Below are 17,130 nucleotides of genomic sequence, written 5' to 3' on the forward strand. Positions count from 1 at the left end.
ACACGATGGCCAACCAGGTTGGGCCGCAAACGACGTCGTTTAGCACGGGCGCCGCGGCGCGCAGGTACTGGATTATCATTGCTGTGCTGGTGGGCTTGGCGACGTTGTTTACCGCGGGTCTGCTCACATGGGACAACCCGTTGCCGTTCGGCACGGAGGGCTTTTGGCTGATTGCGCGTCGTCGTCTTGATGCCGTGATTGCCATGATTGTGGTTGCCTGCTGTCATGCAATTGCGACGGTTGCGTTCCAGTCGATTGCGAATAACCGAATTATTACGCCGTCGATTATGGGATTTGAAGCGCTGTACGTGGCTATCAGTACCGCCGCGGTCTACTTCCTCGGCGCGACGGGTCTGATGAATGCCGGCTCGGTTGGGGCGTTTGTCCTGCAGCTTACGCTGATGGTGGGGCTGTCGCTGGTGCTGTACGCGTGGCTGCTGACTGGGAAGAGCGCGGATATGCACAGCATGCTGCTTGTGGGCATTGTCATCGGTGGCGGGATGGCCTCGGTATCGACGTTCATGCAGCGCATGCTGACGCCTTCGGACTTTGACCTGCTGACGGCGCGGTTGTTCGGCTCGGTCAACAACGCTGATCCGGAGTTTTTCCCAGTGGCAATTCCGCTAGTGATAGCGGCAATCGTTGTAATCGCGCTGCATTCGCGGGCGCTGAATGTCATGTCGCTAGGCCGTGAGGTTGCGACGAATCTGGGCGTGAATTACCAGGTTCGGTCCATCACCGTGCTGGTTGCGGTGTCGGTGCTAATGGCAGTATCGACGGCTATGGTCGGCCCGATGACATTCCTCGGCTTCCTGGTCGCGACCATTGCGTACCAGGCTGCGGATACCTATGACCATCGCTTTGTACTGCCGATGGCGGGGCTGATCGGCTACGTCACGTTGGCCGGTGCGTATTTCATTCTCAATCACGTTTTCTATGCTCAGGGCGTGGTGTCCATCATTATCGAGCTGGTTGGCGGTTCGATCTTCCTCTACGTCGTTTTGAAGAAGGGACGGCTATGATTCTCCTCGACAGTGTAAGCAAGAGCTATACCAGCGAGGTGTCAATTGGCCCCGTTGACCTGGAAATTCCGACCAACTCCATCACGGCGCTGATCGGACCGAACGGTGCGGGCAAGTCCACGCTCTTGACTATGATTGGCCGCCTTCTGGCCGTCGATTCCGGCGACATCAACGTCGGCCCGTACAACGTGGGCAAGACCAAGTCGAAGGATCTGGCGAAGGTGCTGTCGATTCTGCGTCAGGACAATCACTTCGTCACCCGTCTCACCGTGCGCCAGCTAGTCAGCTTCGGCCGCTTCCCGTACAGCCAGGGGCGCCTGACCGCCGAGGATGAGCGCATCATCTCTCAGTACATCGAGTTCCTCAACCTTGAGGCGCTCCAGGGCCGCTACCTGGATGAACTCTCGGGCGGTCAGCGTCAGCGCGCGTATGTCGCAATGGTGCTCTGTCAGGAGACGGATTACGTGCTTCTCGACGAGCCGTTGAACAACCTGGACATTTCTCATTCGGTCGACATCATGTCGCACCTGCGCACTGCAGTGCGCGAGTTGGGTCGCACGATGGTGGTGGTGTTGCATGACATCAATTTCGCGGCTCGCTACGCCGATTACATCTGTGCGGTCAAGGATGGCCAGATTGTTGAGCACGGCCCAACCTCAGAGCTGATGCGTTCGGAGGTTCTGAGCCCAATCTTCAACACTCACATTGACATCGTCGAGGGCCCGCACGGCCCGGTCGCCTGTTACGGCTCTTAAGCCAATTCCGAGCCGGCCCCACGCAGCCGATACAATCTAGCCTCATGACTATTACTGCTGCCGTTGACGGTTCCGCCTTGCACAACCCCGGACCTGCCGGGTGGTGCTGGTATATCGACGACAGCTGCTGGGCCGCCGGCGGATGGAGAGAGGGAACCAACAACCGCGGGGAGCTCACTGCTCTTGCCGAGCTGCTCCGCGCTACCGCGCACATCCCCGACGAACCTCTTTTCGTACTGTGTGATTCGCAGTACGTGATTAACTCCGTTACCAAGTGGATGCCGGGGTGGAAGCGCAAGGGATGGAAGAAGCGCGACGGCAAGCCCGTCCTCAACGTCGATATCTTGCAGGACATCGACCAGCTGCTCGTCGGCCGCAATATCCACCTCGAGTGGGTTAAGGGACACTCCGGCCACGACATGAACGAGGCCGCTGATCAGCGCGCCCGCGCGGCCGCCACTGCGTATCAGAAGGGCACCGCAGTGCCCGAGGGGCCAGGTTTCGCCGGCGCGGGGAGTCGCGGGCAGACGAATGCAGCACAGGCGAATGCAGTGCCGACAAAAACCACGCCCGCCGCGCCTATCTCCGAGCCCAAACAACCCAAGACCGCAACCTTCGAGCAGGAGGGTCTCTTTGACCTCGCTGCCGACACCACCGTGATGCCCGAGGACGCCGCCAAGGAAGCGCTCACCGTTTTCCGCCGCGCCGCACATCGCGCTGAACAGGGCAATGCTCGCGCCCTCAAGGCATTGCTTAACGACGCCCTGGGCGCCAACCTCGCCGTGCCAGACGGGCTTTCGGATGCCGAGCATGAGCTCCGCGTCGAGGGAACCACCGCTACCGCGCAGTTCACTACCGACGGCTGGATTGGCTTGGCTGTCTGGGATTTGTCCCAGGCAGTGGGGAAGGCCACAGGTTCCGCGCGTTTGCTGGGCTGGAATGTGGGTAGGTCTTAGCAGTAGTATGAAAGTTTGGTCTTTTAGGTAGACCACCAGGCAATCCGGGGTTACTGGTAGCCTGAAAACACATAAATTCTTTTACTCATTACATATAAGGAGCTCCGACTTCATGGCTGAGCACGTAGGTCCTCGTTCCGGCGAAGGCCGAGGAAATCGCGGAAACCGCGGGTCTAACCGTTCCCATGGTCGTGGCGAGGGCGGCTTTAACGGGCGCAACCGCAACGATCGTCGTGGACAGGGCGGTGGCCCAGGTGGTCGTGGCCGTGGTGGTCACGGTGGTCATGGCGGCAACCGCGATTCCCGTGGTTCGCGGGGCTTCCGTCGTGATGATCGCGACGATCGTGACTTTAACCGCGGTGACCGCAATGAACGCGGTGGTCGTGGCGGTCGTGGTTACAACCGCAACAATCGCGATGATCGTAATGAGCGCGGCGAGCGCGGTTACAACCGCAACGACCGGGGCGACCGCAATGATCGTCGCGGCCCGGGCGGACGCGGTGGCCAGGGAGACCGCAACTTCGACCGTCGTGGTGGTAAGCCACGTCGCTCCAACCGTGGTGGTCGCTTCCAGGATGAGAAGCGTACGCACCGCACCGGCCCGCAGCGCCCAGGTTTCCGCGAGGAGCGCATTGAGGCCCGCAAGAACGAGCCGAAGCTGCCAGATGACATTCGTGCAGACGAGCTCGACCCGAGCGTGCGCCAGGATTTGAAGAGCCTAGCTAAGGACAACGCCGACAAGGTCGCTCGTCATATGATTATGGCTGCAATCCTGATGGCTGAAGACCCGCAGCGTGCCCTGGAGCACGCCCGCGCAGCGAAGGACCGCGCAGGCCGCGTCGGTGTCGTTCGTGAGACCGCTGGTGTTGCCGCTTACCACGCAGTTGAGTGGAAGGAAGCCCTGGCGGAGCTGCGTGCTGCTCGTCGCATCTCCGGTGGTCCGGGCATGCTCGCGGTGATGGCGGACTGTGAGCGCGGCCTCGGCCGCCCGGAGAAGGCCATCGAGCTGGCTCGCTCCGAGGAAGCCAAGCAGCTGGACAACGAGTCCAAGACTGAGCTGGCTATCGTCGCCGCAGGTGCCCGCCGCGATATGGGCCAGATTGATGAGGCTCTGGTTGAGCTGGAGACCCAGGATTTGAACCCGGACCGTGAGGACTTCGAAGCAGCTCGCCTGTTCTACGCCTACGCTGATGCGCTGGTGGAGGCCGGCCGTAAAGACGATGCCAAGGTGTGGTTTACCCGCTGCGCCAAGATTGATGTCGACCAGATGCTCGATGCTCGCGAGCGCATCGAAGAGCTGAGCAAGTAAACAGCCCAGCTGCCCGGCTCGCACAACCAGCCACCGCTGACGCAATCCGGCCGCGCATCTACAATTCGTCGTAAAGCGTTCCTATTTCGTAAAAGGAGAAATGCACCTCATGGCTTCTGTCGCTTCTTCCTATGATGCCGCTCTGCTTGATCTGGATGGCACGATTTACGAGGGCGGCGCGGCGATTCCGAACGCGCTGGAGGGGCTGACCGAGGCGGCGCTGCCGATGGTGTTTATTACGAACAACGCCTCCCGTGCGCCACAGACGGTGGCGGATCAGCTCAATGGGCTGGGCTATGACGTTCACGCGGACGATGTGATGACGTCAGCGCAGGCGGCCATCGAGATGGCGGCGGAGGTCATTGATCCGGGCTCGAACGTCTTTGTGTTGGGTGCGGAGTCGTTTAAGCAGTTGGCTCGTGAGGCGGGGTACACCGTGGTGGATTCCGCTGATGACAACCCTGCGGCGGTTTTCCAGGGGCTCAACCGTGAGATGACGTGGAAGCAGATGTCGGAGGCGGCGCTGGCGGTGTCGCGGGGTGCGCGCTACCTGGTGTCGAATTTGGATACGACGCTGCCGTCGGAGCGCGGTTTCCTGGTCGGCAATGGTTCGGTGGCTGCGGCGATTTCGACGACGACGGGCGTGGCGCCACTGTCGGCCGGTAAGCCGAAGCCGCCGATGTTCATTAAGGCGGCGGAGCGTGTGGGCGCAAAGAATCCGCTGGCGATTGGGGACCGCCTGGATACCGACATCGCGGGCGGAAACGCTGCCAAGGTGGACACGTTTATGGTGGTCACGGGCGTTTCCACGCATATGGATGTCGTCGCAGCGCCGCCCGAGCACCGTCCGACGCTCATCGGTGCTGACATGACCGCGCTGAATCGTGAGCTGGATCAGGCACGTCCGGCTCCGCAGGCTGGTTTCACCGCGCGTTACGACGATGCGGAGGCCGGTGTCATCGTTCTTTCTGGCGGTGACACGGAGGATCCTCGGTTGGCGAACCCGGCGGAGGCCGCGGTGGCGGCGCTGCTGACGGTCGCGGATGTGGTGTGGAACTCTGAGGCTGGTCGTGCTGGCGCAGTCGAGGTCACGCAGGTCCGCGCAGAGGGCCCGGCTGCTGAGGCGGCGCTGGCTGCCTGGCGGAAGTGATAGCTGATGAGCGAGATCGCACCGAAGCCTGGGCAGGGGCCGGGGCAGGAGTCTGGTCCCGTGCCGGGGCCGAAACCGGGTCCCTCTGCTGCACCCAGCCCGGCGGCAATGCCCGGTGCGCGCGAGGTAACCCCGGAGGACGTCCGGGAGCAGGTTGCGGCTGCACTATCCGCACCAGCGCCGACTCCGCAGGAGAGAGTCGCACAGTTCGAACGGGCGCATGAGATTTTGTATGAGGCCCTGGGCTCGTCACGCAGGGAAGGAAAGTGAACGCGGTGGCAAAGAAAGCTCCTAAGCGCAGGCTCGATGCGGAGCTGGTGCGAAGGAAGATTGCTCGCTCCCGTGAGGCGGCAGTGGACATGATTAAGGCCGGTCGAGTCGAGGTCGGTGGTTTTGTCGCCTCCAAGCCCGCGACTGCGGTGACAGGGGACGTGTCCATTCGCGTCAGTGGCCTGGAAGAAGACGAGAACTGGGCGTCGCGCGGGGCTCACAAGCTGCTCGGAGCACTGGAAGCGTTCGAGCCGCAGGGCCTGGACTTGAAGGGCCGGAAAGTGCTGGATGCCGGTGCCTCGACAGGCGGTTTTACCGATGTGTGTCTGCGCCGCGATGTTAATACCGTCTACGCCGTCGATGTCGGCTACGGTCAGCTGATTTGGCGCCTGCAGGATGACCCACGGGTGGTTGTGCTCGACCGAACTAATGTCCGCACGCTGACCCCGGAGATCCTCGGCGGCACGGCCGATGTCATGGTCGGCGACCTGTCGTTTATCTCTCTGAAGCTGGTCCTGCCAGCGATTGTATCCTGCCTGGACGAGGGCGCTGACCTGCTGCCGATGGTCAAACCACAGTTCGAGGTAGGCAAGGAGCGCCTTGGCTCCGGTGGTGTTGTGCGCAGCGATGCGCTGCGTCAGGAAGTTGTCCAAGAAGTCGCCGAGTACGCCCGCACTCTGGGGCTGTCCTTCCGCGCAGCTGTGGCCAGCCCGCTTCCGGGTCCGAGCGGCAACGTGGAGTTCTTCCTATGGCTGGTGAAAGACGGTGGCGCCAGCGATATTGGTGATGAGGCTATGGCTGCGGCCATCGCTAAGGCCGTTGAGGAGGGGCCGCACAATGACTAGCTCACCGACCGGCTCACCGACTAGCGCGAAGACTCACTCACGGGAAAGCAAGCCCAAGACCAGCGCCGGCAAGCGCGAGATCCTGCTGGTCCCGCACACTGGCCGCAGCGCCAACCTGGAAATGGCCGCCGAGGCGGCCGAGCTGCTTGAGGCCGCGGGTATCGATATCCGCGTGCTGGCCGGTAAGAACCCGGAGGCGTTGGCCGCGCACCCAACGCTCGGTAAGTACCCGCGCTACTGGCACTCGCCGCAAGCAGCGTCGGGATGCGAACTCGTCCTCGTCCTGGGTGGCGACGGTACCTTCCTGCGTGCCGCAGATATCGCGCATTCGGCTGACCTGCCGGTGCTCGGTATCAACATGGGACACGTGGGCTTCCTCGCCGAGTGGGAGCAGGAGTCCATGACGGAGGCGATCAACCGCGTTATCAAGCGTTCCTGGCGTATCGAAGATCGCATGACCATCCGCGCCACCGTCCGTGACACCACCGGCCGCGTAATTGGCTCCGGCTGGGCGCTGAACGAAGTCAGCATCGAAAACGTCAACCGCCGTGGCGTGCTGGACGTCATCCTAGAGGTCGATCGCCGCCCGGTGAGTTCCTACGGCTGCGATGGCGTGCTGATTTCCACGCCGACAGGCTCCACCGCGTACGCCTTTTCCGCAGGTGGTCCGGTGCTCTGGCCGGAGCTCGATGCCATGCTGGTCGTGCCCAATAATGCCCACGCGCTGTTCTCCCGCCCGCTGGTGATCTCCCCGCACTCGACCATCGCCATTGAGACCAACCACGACACCGCCGAGGCAGTCGCGGTGCTCGACGGCTTCCGCAACATCACCATGCCGCCGGGCAGCCGTATCGAAATCGAGCGCGGCGCGCAACCGGTGCGCTGGGTGCGTCTGGATGATCAGCCGTTCGCCGATCGTCTGGTGCACAAGTTCCGCTTGCCGACGTCCGGGTGGCGCGGCCCCGCCGAAGCCCAATAGCCTTTTACCCACGGCAGACAAGACCCCACATTCCAAGGGAAGGACTGATTGCAGGCGCCATGCTGACTGAGATTTCCATCCGCGACCTCGGCGTTATCCCCGATGCGACGCTTGAATTCAGCCCAGGCCTGACCGTACTCACAGGTGAAACCGGTGCGGGTAAGACCATGGTGGTCACCAGCCTCAAGTTGCTCTGTGGCGCGCGTGCCGACGCCGGCCGCGTGCGCACCGGCGCCGACAAGGCTCTGGTGGAAGGTCGCGTTTCCACCGAGCACCTCTCGGAGGAAGAGTCAGCCACCATCGATGCTGTGGTCTCTGAGCTCGGCGGCGAGCGCGATGAGAATGACGAGTACCTGCTTGCCCGTCAGGTCTCCGCGAAAGGCCGCTCCCGTGCGTGGGTTGGCGGCCGCAGTGCGTCGGCTGCGGCATTGGCGGATGTCTCCACGCGCCTGATCGCGATTCATGGCCAGAATGATCAGCTGCGCTTGCAAAGCGCTGATGAGCAGCGTGCGGCGATCGACCGCATGGATGCCGAGACCATCGTGCCGACGCTGGAAACCTACCGTCAGCAACGCGCACACTGGCGCACCATGGTCAAAGAGCTGGAAGAGAAGACCTCTAAGCGACGCGAGTTGGCCATGCGTGCTGACCAGCTCAGCTTCGCCATCGAAGAAATCGACGCAGTCTCGCCCGAACCAGATGAGGATCAGGACCTGGCCTCCCAGATCCGGCGCATGCAGGACCTGGACGGTCTCCGCGACGCTGCAGCCGTGGCGCTTGCCGCCATCGATGGCGCCGCCGCCGTGAGCACGACCGGTATGGATGCCGCCACCGAGGACTCCGGTGCTGCCGAACTGCTCGGTGCCGCCGCAAACGAGCTCGCCGGCTCCAATGATGACGAGCTCACCGAGTTTTCCAACCAGCTCAATGAGCTGACCAGCCAGCTCTCCGAGATTTCCGCTGGTCTCGGCGCGTTTCTCTCTGGTCTGCCGGAGGAAACCGAGTCCCTGGATAAGCTCATGCAGCGCCAGGTGGAGATCAAGAATCTCACCCGTAAGTACGCCCCGGACATCGCGGGCGTGTTGGCCTGGCGGGATAAGGCGGAGCGCAAGCTCGCCACGCTGGATGTTTCCGGCGAAGCCCTGGACAAGCTCACCGCAGAGATCAAGGCCGCAGAGAAGAAGCTCGGTAACACCGCGCGGAAGCTCTCCAAGGCCCGCGCAAAGGCTGCGAAGCACCTGGAACAGTCCGTGACCAAGGAACTCAAGGGCCTGGCCATGCCACATACCTCGCTGGTGGTGGAGATCACCAAGGCCGACACCTTTGGCCCCGCTGGCGTGGACAACATCGAGTTCAAGCTCCGTGCCCACGAAGGTGCCGAACCGCGCCCGCTGGCCTCATCCGCATCCGGAGGCGAGCTATCCCGCATCATGCTGGCATTGGAAGTTGTCCTCGCCGAAGGACAGGCCGGACACACGATGGTTTTCGATGAAGTCGATGCCGGTGTTGGTGGGCGCGCGGCTGTGGAGATTGGCAAGCGCCTGAAGCAGTTGGCGGTGAATAACCAGGTGATCGTCGTCACGCACTTGCCTCAGGTGGCGGCGTTTGCGGATACCCACTTGGTGGTCAGTAAGGATGCCCGTTCAGGTGCGGTGTCGTCGAAGGTGACGAGCCTGGGCGATGAGGAGCGGATTGACGAGCTCGCGCGGATGATGGCGGGCTTGGACGATTCGGACTCCGGACGGGCGCACGCGCAAGATCTTCTGGATCAAGCTCGGCGCGCCTTCGCGGCCAAGTAGCTGCACTTATGTTTGACTAAGTGCCATGAGTCTGTTCTCTCGGAACGAAAAAGATCTTCCTGGCATTTCGGGGACCGTGCGGGATGGTTCCCGCCTGGATCGTGCGCTGAAGCGTATGGGCGAAGGCGACATCGTGGTGATCGATGCACCGGATATCTCGCGTCCACTGGCACAGCAGTTGATTGATGCCAAGGTCGCCGCAGTGGTGAACACTGGCGCGTTTACCACGGGTTTTGTGCCGAATTACGGCCCGCAGATGATGCGCGACGCCGACATCGAGATGGTGCAGAACGTCGGCGACGAGGTCTTTGCCAAGCTCAAGGACGGTAAAAACGCAAGGCTTCACGACGGCAAGCTCTACCACGGTGACCGCCTAATTGGACAGGGCGACGAGGTCGACCAGGATGAGCTGGAGCGCGCCTTCGACGAGGGTCGCACCAGTATGGTCGACCGCCTGGAGGCGCTCTCTGGCAACTTGGTGGAGTTCGCCAAGACCGAATCCCCGCTCTACATCGACGGCCTGGGCATTCCGGACGAGACAGAGCCGCTGCGTGGCCGCAAGGTCGTTGTGGTCAGCCCTGGCGAGGGACACCGCAAGACGCTGGAAGATCTGAAGAACTTCATCCGCGAGTACGAGCCGCTGCTCATCGGCGTCGATGCAGGCGCCGACACGCTCTTCGACCTGAAGTACGAACCGGACTACATCATTGGCGATCCGGAGAACATCAACTCTGAGGCGCTGCGGTCTGCCGGATGCGTGATTCTGCCCGCTGATCCGGACGGTCACGCGGTGGGCCTCGAGCGCATTCAGGACCTCGGCATTGGCGCCATGACCTTCCCGGCGCTGTCCGATTCCGCTACTGACCTGGCGCTGGTCTTCGCCGCGCATCACGAGGCCGACATGGTCGTCTCCGTCGGTGCGCCGCAGAACATCGACAGCATTTACCACGACGAGGATCAACGGGGTGTGCCGTCGGCGCTGCTGTCGCGGTTGAAGGTCGGGGAGAAGCTTGTCGACGGTCGCATGGTCGCCGACCTCTACCAGGTCAATAGCCGCGGTTTCGGTGTGGCCTGGGCAATCCTGGCTATCTTTGTTGCCGTTGCGGTGATCTTCGCTATCGCTGGTACCTCCGGTGATGGTTCTGTCAGCGAGAATCTGATTGATACCTGGAACTCCATCGCACTGTGGTTCCAGGGGCTGTTTAAGTAGTTTTAGCGGTATCTTGAGCATTGTGAGCGCCTGAAGTTTTCAGCTGTCAGAGCTGATTGAGGCGCCGGCGAAAGGAATGAGGGACGGGCGATGGGGAAGAAGCGCAGGAGCGGGAAGTTTACAGCCGGTGTGACAGGTGCTGCCCTCGGTGTGGCGGCAGGTGCTGCACTGGGTGCCTACGTGCTGAACCCTGCTGGTGCTGGCATTGATTTCGGCACTGGTGCCGCCTCTGAGCGCGATGCCGCTGTCGCTCGTGCCGATGCGCAGCAAGCGCGTGCCGATGAAGCCAACCGCATCATCGAGCCCATCGTCGGGGAGATTGTCAAGGACTCTTTGAAGGACGTACCCGTCCTTGTTATCGCGACTCCCGATGCCACCGATGAGCAGCTGGCAGGGGTTTCCGAGACCCTGCGCGCTGCTGGTGCCCCGGATGCGGGCGTGCTGAAGCTAGCCGATAAGTTCCTCTCTGCCGCTGGCGCGGATGAGCTGAAGGACACGGTCGCTACCTCACTGCCAGCTGATGTGCAGCTGGACCCGGAGCGCCGCGAGCCGGGCCGCCAGGCTGGCCAGGCGCTGGCTCCTGTGTCGGAACTGGATAAGGATGGGGGAGAGCGGGCTTCCGCTGCGGACCGAAAGCTACTGCTGGAGGCGTTGAAGGGCGGCGGCTTTGTTGAGTATGAGGAGGGGACTCTGCGCCCGGCTGCTGGCATTGTGATTGTTGGTAATCACGGCACTGTGTCAAAGGCTGCGATTGATAAAGGCGAGGACCCGGAGTTCGGTGCTGGCCTGGTTGCGGATCTGGCTGTGGCTCTTGCTGAGGGCTTTGGTGCTGGTGACGATGCTGCTGGTCACGTGGTGGTGGGGACTGATGGCTTCGGCCGTGAAGGCGTCAGTGCTCTGCCTGATGACCGCTGGGGCGCCGACCCCGCCGTGAAGCGTGTGGACGCTGTGTCTGATGCGGCAGGGCAGGTAGGCGTTGTCAGATGGATAAAACAGTAAAAAGAGAAGAATAGATTGAATAAAAGAAGAATTACACTTATAGATATTTTTTCAGGAGCGGGTGGATTTTCAGCCGGATTCTTAAGAAGCCAGAAGGACATCGATGTCTTACTGGCAATTGAATCTGATGTAGCCGCGGCAGCCACTTTTAAAGCTAACCATCCTAATGCCAATGTTTATAATGGGAAGATTGAAAGCTGGCTCGAAGAAAAACGACATATCGAAGCAGACATTGTGGTTGGAGGGCCTCCATGTCAGGGCTTTTCGACATTAGGAAAGCGTAAAGCAGATGATCCGCGAAACAGCCTATGGGAAAAATATGTAGAATTTATTCACATAACAAAACCTAAGTACTTTGTGCTCGAGAATGTGGCGTCTTTTCTGAAAAGTAGTCAATACCAAGAATTTGTATATGTATTGAACGCAGAAGGGTTATTAAGGGATTATGCTTTCGATTCAATGATTTTGGATGCTGCTAATTTTGGAGTGGCACAAAGTCGAAAAAGGGCGATAGTAATCGGTTGGAGAAAAGATGTGAAGAAGCCGAATACGGAACGCCTGAAGGATGCAAAGATATCGAGATATAAGACATTTAGGGAATCGACTGCCGGTATCCAGGTTCAAGTAGACAGAAGGGAGTTGCCTTCAGGTCGGTTTTGGAAAGGGAATAAAAAGATACCGGGGCCATTCAAATCGGAAGAACTACATCTAACGAGAAACTTAACTGAACTTACCAAACGCCGAATAAGCTATATCGGCCCTGGCGGAAATAGGTTTTCAATCCCAGAGGAGTATCTACCAAAGTGTTGGAAGAGTCATAATTCAGGCTCCTCTGATGTAATGGGACGGTTGTTTTATGATAGGCCATCGGTGACGATCCGGACTGAGTTCTTTAAGCCAGAAAAAGGACGGTACTTGCATCCCGTAGCTGATCGGCCAATCACGCACCACGAAGCTGCGAGGCTTCAAGGCTTCAGCGACAGTTACCTGTGGTGTGGATCGAAAACCGCAATTGCAAAGCAAATCGGTAATGCGGTACCAGTGGATTTAGCTTCGGCTATCGCAGATACCATTCTAGAACAGTTTTAGTCTGGGAGTTTATAATGAGTGTAGATAATGTTCTGAAGTTGACTAACGCATTCACGAACTGGAAAAAGTTCAATAATTTTATTACGTCGATGAGATTTCCATGTTATAAGACGTTAGCAAAAGGCTTAGAACTTGATTTTGACTGGCCAATTACAGCGCTGGTTGGGGCAAACGGTTCAAATAAGAGCTCGATTTTACAAGCACTGTACGGCGCGCCAGCTGGAAAGAGTGTTTCTGACTTTTGGTTTTCAACTGCAGTTGATGATATTAATGAAAATTTTCGTGGAGCAAATTCCAACGAGATTCAGCGATTCATCTACACATATCGATTCGATAACTCTGGTGTAGAGGCAGAATGCAGGAAAGCTCGTGTAAGCAGAAATTACAGGAAGACAAAAGCTCTGCCTAAGCGACTGGAAGGCAAAAAGGACCCTGACTATTGGGAGCCGACAAAACGTGTTCAAAAAGATGGAATGAGAGCTCTTCCAAGGAAAGGGTTCGATGAGCATATTTCGAAAAAGAGAGATCGCTGGAACCCGATTGAGAAAAATGTAATCTACATGGATTTTCGTTCTGAAATTAGCGCTTTTGATAAATATCTTTATCATATGCCTTTAAGTAGGGATGTAAATTCGAGAACTGATAAGCGCTATAAAATCGTACAAAAATCTGAAGACTTGGCTGAGGCAATGGAGCGTGGCGATCGTCTGCCAAAATTTCTTGCTGGAAGAGTGCATGAACCCGTTCGGTACTTTGAAGCTGAAGCCGTCGAGGAGTGCCGCAAAATCATTGGAAAGCCACTTTCAGATATTGCTATCATTGAACATAGGTTCTTTTATACCCGTGGTTTTACAATAAGATTTATTCTCGAAGATTCATCTGGTTCATTCTCTGAGGCGCATGCTGGTGCTGGTGAGTTTGCCGTTGCGCGAATTGTAGATAGCGTACTGTCAGCCCCGCCTGGTTCATTAATTATTTTTGATGAGCCGGAAACTTCGTTGCATCCCGGTGCTCAATCTCGTTTGATGGACTTTCTAGTACGGCAGTGTTTGAAGTATGGGCACCAAATGGCGATTGCTACGCACTCGCCTGCATTCGTAGCTGAACTTCCGCCGCAAGCTATTAAAGTTCTTGCATTTAGTAATGAAGATCGTAAGGTGCACCTCGTAGCGAATAAATGTTCGCCAAATGAGGCGTTCCTTAGGGTAGGGGATTTGCGGGCGCAGTCAGGTTACACTGTTCTGGTAGAGGATCGGCTTAGTCAGCTAATCGTCGAAACCGCGATTCGAAAAGTGAATAGGATTATGTTAGAGACGATTGATGTTGTGGTGTTTCCGGGTGGAGAGAATGACCTAGTTAATCATAATACTGCCTCGCACGCCTTAGCCGGTGTGGATAACATCCTTATTTTGATTGACGGAGATGGTAGACCGCCCGGTTTTGCTGATCGCAATCTCGCGGCGTTTGATAAGGAATTGAAGACTGAGCTAGGAGCGGATGCCTCCTGGGAGGCGTTTTGGAAAAATTACATTTTTAGACCTGGTTGCCCTTCGATTCCTAAGAACAGTAATGATTCTACTTTGGAAGATAGCCGGAGGGCTTGCGCACTTTGGGCTAAGGAGTATTTGCAGTTTCTCCCTGGTGGAGTCCCTGAACAGTTAGTTGCTGACAGTATCCCGTCGCTGGAACCGGTTTCAAACTATGTTGCGGAACGAGGTGGGGGCCTTAATGATGGCTCTCTTTGGAAGGAAGCATGGCGTGAGCATGTTAGAGATTCCTACCAATTGCCTGATGGAGTTAAGCCGAGTTCAGACGAGATATTTTCGTTTCAGCAAAACTTAATCAAAACTGCAGACAATGATCTAGACATTTTTACAGATGTGTACGCTATTATTCGAAAGGCCTTCAACTTGTAGAGCTGGAGTAAAAGTGTATATTAGATTTTTTTGATTCATGAGTTTCGAATCGTTTTATAGTCGATTGTACCGTTGATAAGTGCGTTAGTATCAGGATAGTGCTGACACCTTTTAAGGTAACATTTTCTTTTCTTCGGAAATTAGCCTCCTTATGTTGACTAATATAAGTAGGGCAGTGGCGAAAAAGCGTGCGCATTATCTATTATGCACTGGCACATTCCGTTATAGTTTGGCTCCAGTTATCGGCCCGGTTAAGTTGGGGCAATAAGCCGTATGGGGTTTCGTTAACGGCGAATATGGTTGAACACTTCGGCGAATCGTAGTGAATCAGTTCGTTCGTTTTTGGCAGCTCTTCCTTGTTTAGAACCCGAACGGATTGTCCACCAGCGCTCAGTTGTGGTCGCGGGGGCCTAAATCGTTCTTATAGGCGGAGTTTAGGCGTGTTATGGACTTACAATTGCATTTCAGTTGACACTTCAAGGCAACAACTCCGAAGGCGCACCAACCATCGTGATGACGAGCTGGTCACGAGCACGCGAGGCCGCAACGTAGAGTAGCGCCCGCTCACGCTGAAGTGCATCGTTTTGTTCAGACTCCGCAAGTGCATTGAAGCCGAAGATTTTGGGCATATTGTCCGAGGAAACATCCGCGAGAATGACGTTGGTAAATTCCATGCCCTTTGCGTTGTGCATGGTCATCACCGATACCTCGTTCTTCAATGTGACAGCACCGGAGCGATCTCCGGAGACCGAGATGCCTCTCTCGCCGAGGAAGGTCTTTAGCTCATCAGACTGTCGGTTAGTTCGGGTAAGAATCCCTACGTGCATCGATGGGGAATTAGAGTTGAGCCACTGTTTGACCGTAGTGGCGATGATGTCGAACTCTTCATGCTTGTTGGCTGCGTGCGCGATGATCGGTGCCGGGCCGTTGGCAAGCGACCGGTAACCGACGAGCGTATCGTTTTCAGCTTCTGAGTCGATCCATTCTGCACCCTCCAGAATCGAGGTTGCGTAGGAGAGGTTCTGCGCGGTGGTTCGGTAGTTGACGCGGAGTCGTTTGGTTGCACCACCGCGGGTTTCAATGCCGTAGTTTCGCAAGATGATACGGCGACCATAGATTCGCTGGTGAGAGTCCTCTGCGATGAAGATGTCATCTGCCCCCTTGGCTACCGCAGCCCGAAGGAAACGCCAATGTCCTGCATGGAAGTCCTGGGCTTCGTCGATAAGCGCATGCTCGAACATTGGGACGCCGCGGTGCTCGAGCGCTTCGGCACCGACGACGGCGAGGGCGGGGAAGGGGAGCTGCTCTTCAAGCTCGCAGGAACGCAGGAACGAGCGGCAGATAGCCCACACCTTCTTGCGTTCGGCGCGGTTGAGCGAGGTACCGCGTCCCTGACGGGAAACGCGCAGGTACTCCTTTTCGGTGCTGATGGATGAGGTGAGGATGACATCGACGAGCTCGCCGCGGAGGAATTCCGCCTGGAGCTTAGAGGGATGCATGCCTTCGCCGTGGAGCTCAGCGGCTTCCTGCCACATCTGATCCTCTTGGTAATCGCCCAAGGGACGAGGGACGAAAGAACCGTGGATTCCCAAAGCAGATTCCATAGCTGCTTCAAGTTCTGTGGTCTGGGCATTGTCCAATACCCGGCGGACAAGTGCGTCGATACCCGAAATCCACAGTCCCGGAGCACCGTGGGAGGAAGCTCCCGGGAAGGACGGATCGAGCGTGCTCATCAGGGTCTTCAACTGGTTTGCGAGACCTCGCGTAAACGTAGTCAGCAGGATGCTCGAGTTGGGGTACTTCTCCAGCAGGTACTTCGCGCGGTGAACAAGCACAACCGTCTTGCCAGTACCCGCGCCGCCCACGACGCGAGCGGAACCCTTGTGATCGCCAAAGGCTGCCTTTCGCTGGGAGTGGTGCAGGAATACTCGCCACTCTTGGAAGGAGCCCTTCTCCCAAATCTCCTGAAGCTCCTCTTCGGAAGCCTCAAACACAAGTCCCTTTTCCTTGAGCTGAGTAACAATCTCGTCACCGCCGAGCTCGGCTTCGTCGGTGGGAGAGGCGGGGGCCAGACCGAGGTCTTCCTTGACCTCAGCAATGGTCATTCCCGCAATCAGGCCGACGATGGCATCCTTCTCCCAATCAGCGCTCTTAGCCAGCAGAGATTCGAGGTCATCCTCAGATTCGGCCCGCCACGTCGCACCGATGGAAACCTTGGAGATTCCAAGCTGAGTCTCCAACGCTTCTTGGTCAATCCCCGCGTCCATCAGTGTCTTACGCGGGGGAACGGCTGGCGTAACGACGGTCGTTGTCTCACCCTGTTGCGTCTCCGTTCGCGATGCAGGTGCCTCCGCCTCACTATCCTCCGAGCTTTCGGATTCATCGTGGGCGGCTGCAGCCTCCTGTTCTGCCTGGAGCTTCGCCAGCTTTTCTGCTGCTAGCTGCTGAGCACGTGATTCGATTTCGGCCGCGACATCGGCTTCATTGTCTTCGGTTTCTTCGACGACAAAATCAAGAACACCATTGACAGGATTACTGCGAATACGAAGTCTGGCCGCATAATCGTTGGCCTCATCGTGGTTGTCAATCTTCATCAGAAGAAAATGACGCTGTTTGGATCCTTCGAGCTCAATCAGCACAGCTCTGTACTGGTCTGTGACTCTCGCCGTCCGCACGCGAGAATCCACGGCGTTCTTCAGTGGCTTGACTTTCAGAGAAGGGTTTGCTGGATCCTCCCGCAGCTTCTCTATGAACTGCATCGTTTGCTTTTCGAAGCCCTTAATGGTCTTGAAATCGCTTGCAAAGAAAACGTTGGCGGACATTTATTGAGA

At 57.7% G+C, this 17,130-nt stretch carries 14 protein-coding genes; 13 read left to right on the top strand and 1 reads right to left on the bottom strand.

Features of this window, described 5'->3' with window-relative positions:
• The first annotated feature begins 5 nt into the window (after positions 1 to 5).
• The 13 genes from I6J19_RS07495 to I6J19_RS07555 all read left to right on the top strand — a co-directional run bounded on the left by I6J19_RS07495 (position 6) and on the right by I6J19_RS07555 (position 14,299).
• A complete protein-coding gene (locus tag I6J19_RS07495; RefSeq protein WP_038625611.1) occupies positions 6 to 1,022 on the top strand; it encodes an iron chelate uptake ABC transporter family permease subunit in 1,017 nt (338 codons plus the stop codon).
• The gene (locus tag I6J19_RS07500) at positions 1,019 to 1,777 is read left to right on the top strand and encodes an iron ABC transporter ATP-binding protein (RefSeq protein WP_038625609.1); all 759 of its coding nucleotides are present in this window, start codon (positions 1,019 to 1,021) and stop codon (positions 1,775 to 1,777) included. The genes I6J19_RS07495 and I6J19_RS07500 overlap by 4 nt, the downstream gene beginning before the upstream one ends.
• A 44-nt stretch (positions 1,778 to 1,821) precedes the next feature.
• Positions 1,822 to 2,733 carry an RNase H family protein gene (locus I6J19_RS07505; protein ID WP_038625607.1) on the top strand — a complete coding sequence of 304 codons (912 nt, stop codon included), beginning with the start codon at positions 1,822 to 1,824 and terminating at the stop codon, positions 2,731 to 2,733.
• A gap of 112 nt (positions 2,734 to 2,845) precedes the next feature.
• On the top strand, positions 2,846 to 4,042 hold the full coding sequence (locus I6J19_RS07510) for a tetratricopeptide repeat protein (protein WP_038625605.1): 1,197 nt from the start codon (positions 2,846 to 2,848) through the stop codon (positions 4,040 to 4,042).
• 109 nt (positions 4,043 to 4,151) lie between these two features.
• Positions 4,152 to 5,192 carry an HAD-IIA family hydrolase gene (locus I6J19_RS07515; RefSeq protein ID WP_038629017.1) on the top strand — a complete coding sequence of 347 codons (1,041 nt, stop codon included), beginning with the start codon at positions 4,152 to 4,154 and terminating at the stop codon, positions 5,190 to 5,192.
• Between the two features lie 6 nt (positions 5,193 to 5,198).
• Positions 5,199 to 5,462, top strand: coding sequence for a hypothetical protein (locus tag I6J19_RS07520; RefSeq protein WP_049181197.1), 264 nt, complete (start codon positions 5,199 to 5,201; stop codon positions 5,460 to 5,462).
• 5 nt (positions 5,463 to 5,467) lie between these two features.
• Positions 5,468 to 6,307 carry a TlyA family RNA methyltransferase gene (locus tag I6J19_RS07525; RefSeq protein ID WP_038629012.1) on the top strand — a complete coding sequence of 280 codons (840 nt, stop codon included), beginning with the start codon at positions 5,468 to 5,470 and terminating at the stop codon, positions 6,305 to 6,307.
• Complete coding sequence (locus I6J19_RS07530) at positions 6,300 to 7,286, top strand: NAD kinase (RefSeq protein ID WP_141737495.1); 987 nt, start codon at positions 6,300 to 6,302, stop codon at positions 7,284 to 7,286. The genes I6J19_RS07525 and I6J19_RS07530 overlap by 8 nt, the downstream gene beginning before the upstream one ends.
• Positions 7,287 to 7,345: 59 nt before the next feature.
• A complete protein-coding gene (gene recN / locus I6J19_RS07535) occupies positions 7,346 to 9,085 on the top strand; it encodes a DNA repair protein RecN (RefSeq protein WP_038625603.1) in 1,740 nt (579 codons plus the stop codon).
• A gap of 25 nt (positions 9,086 to 9,110) precedes the next feature.
• Positions 9,111 to 10,295 carry a putative cytokinetic ring protein SteA gene (gene steA / locus I6J19_RS07540; protein ID WP_038625601.1) on the top strand — a complete coding sequence of 395 codons (1,185 nt, stop codon included), beginning with the start codon at positions 9,111 to 9,113 and terminating at the stop codon, positions 10,293 to 10,295.
• Between the two features lie 90 nt (positions 10,296 to 10,385).
• Positions 10,386 to 11,294, top strand: coding sequence for a copper transporter (locus I6J19_RS07545; protein ID WP_038625599.1), 909 nt, complete (start codon positions 10,386 to 10,388; stop codon positions 11,292 to 11,294).
• Between the two features lie 15 nt (positions 11,295 to 11,309).
• A complete protein-coding gene (locus I6J19_RS07550) occupies positions 11,310 to 12,383 on the top strand; it encodes a DNA cytosine methyltransferase (RefSeq protein WP_187402596.1) in 1,074 nt (357 codons plus the stop codon).
• Between the two features lie 38 nt (positions 12,384 to 12,421).
• Positions 12,422 to 14,299 carry an AAA family ATPase gene (locus I6J19_RS07555; protein WP_158407478.1) on the top strand — a complete coding sequence of 626 codons (1,878 nt, stop codon included), beginning with the start codon at positions 12,422 to 12,424 and terminating at the stop codon, positions 14,297 to 14,299.
• Between the two features lie 476 nt (positions 14,300 to 14,775).
• Here I6J19_RS07555 and I6J19_RS07560 read toward each other — a convergent pair whose 3' ends face one another.
• Complete coding sequence (locus I6J19_RS07560) at positions 14,776 to 17,121, bottom strand: 3'-5' exonuclease (RefSeq protein ID WP_187402595.1); 2,346 nt, start codon at positions 17,119 to 17,121, stop codon at positions 14,776 to 14,778.
• Between the last annotated feature and the right edge of the window lie 9 nt (positions 17,122 to 17,130).

Origin of the sequence: Corynebacterium amycolatum (assembly GCF_016889425.1) — a bacterium.
GTDB classification, from domain to species: Bacteria; Actinomycetota; Actinomycetes; order Mycobacteriales; family Mycobacteriaceae; genus Corynebacterium; species Corynebacterium amycolatum.

What these genes read in the sequence shown, in the direction of transcription:
- I6J19_RS07495 (WP_038625611.1), top strand. Translation starts at nt 6, where the DNA reads ATGGCCAACCAGGTTGGGCCGCAAACGACGTCGTTTAGCACGGGCGCC.
- I6J19_RS07500 (WP_038625609.1), top strand. Translation starts at nt 1,019, where the DNA reads ATGATTCTCCTCGACAGTGTAAGCAAGAGCTATACCAGCGAGGTGTCA.
- I6J19_RS07505 (WP_038625607.1), top strand. Translation starts at nt 1,822, where the DNA reads ATGACTATTACTGCTGCCGTTGACGGTTCCGCCTTGCACAACCCCGGA.
- I6J19_RS07510 (WP_038625605.1), top strand. Translation starts at nt 2,846, where the DNA reads ATGGCTGAGCACGTAGGTCCTCGTTCCGGCGAAGGCCGAGGAAATCGC.
- I6J19_RS07515 (WP_038629017.1), top strand. Translation starts at nt 4,152, where the DNA reads ATGGCTTCTGTCGCTTCTTCCTATGATGCCGCTCTGCTTGATCTGGAT.
- I6J19_RS07520 (WP_049181197.1), top strand. Translation starts at nt 5,199, where the DNA reads ATGAGCGAGATCGCACCGAAGCCTGGGCAGGGGCCGGGGCAGGAGTCT.
- I6J19_RS07530 (WP_141737495.1), top strand. Translation starts at nt 6,300, where the DNA reads ATGACTAGCTCACCGACCGGCTCACCGACTAGCGCGAAGACTCACTCA.
- recN (WP_038625603.1), top strand. Translation starts at nt 7,346, where the DNA reads ATGCTGACTGAGATTTCCATCCGCGACCTCGGCGTTATCCCCGATGCG.
- steA (WP_038625601.1), top strand. Translation starts at nt 9,111, where the DNA reads ATGAGTCTGTTCTCTCGGAACGAAAAAGATCTTCCTGGCATTTCGGGG.
- I6J19_RS07545 (WP_038625599.1), top strand. Translation starts at nt 10,386, where the DNA reads ATGGGGAAGAAGCGCAGGAGCGGGAAGTTTACAGCCGGTGTGACAGGT.
- I6J19_RS07560 (WP_187402595.1), bottom strand. Translation starts at nt 17,121, where the DNA reads ATGTCCGCCAACGTTTTCTTTGCAAGCGATTTCAAGACCATTAAGGGC.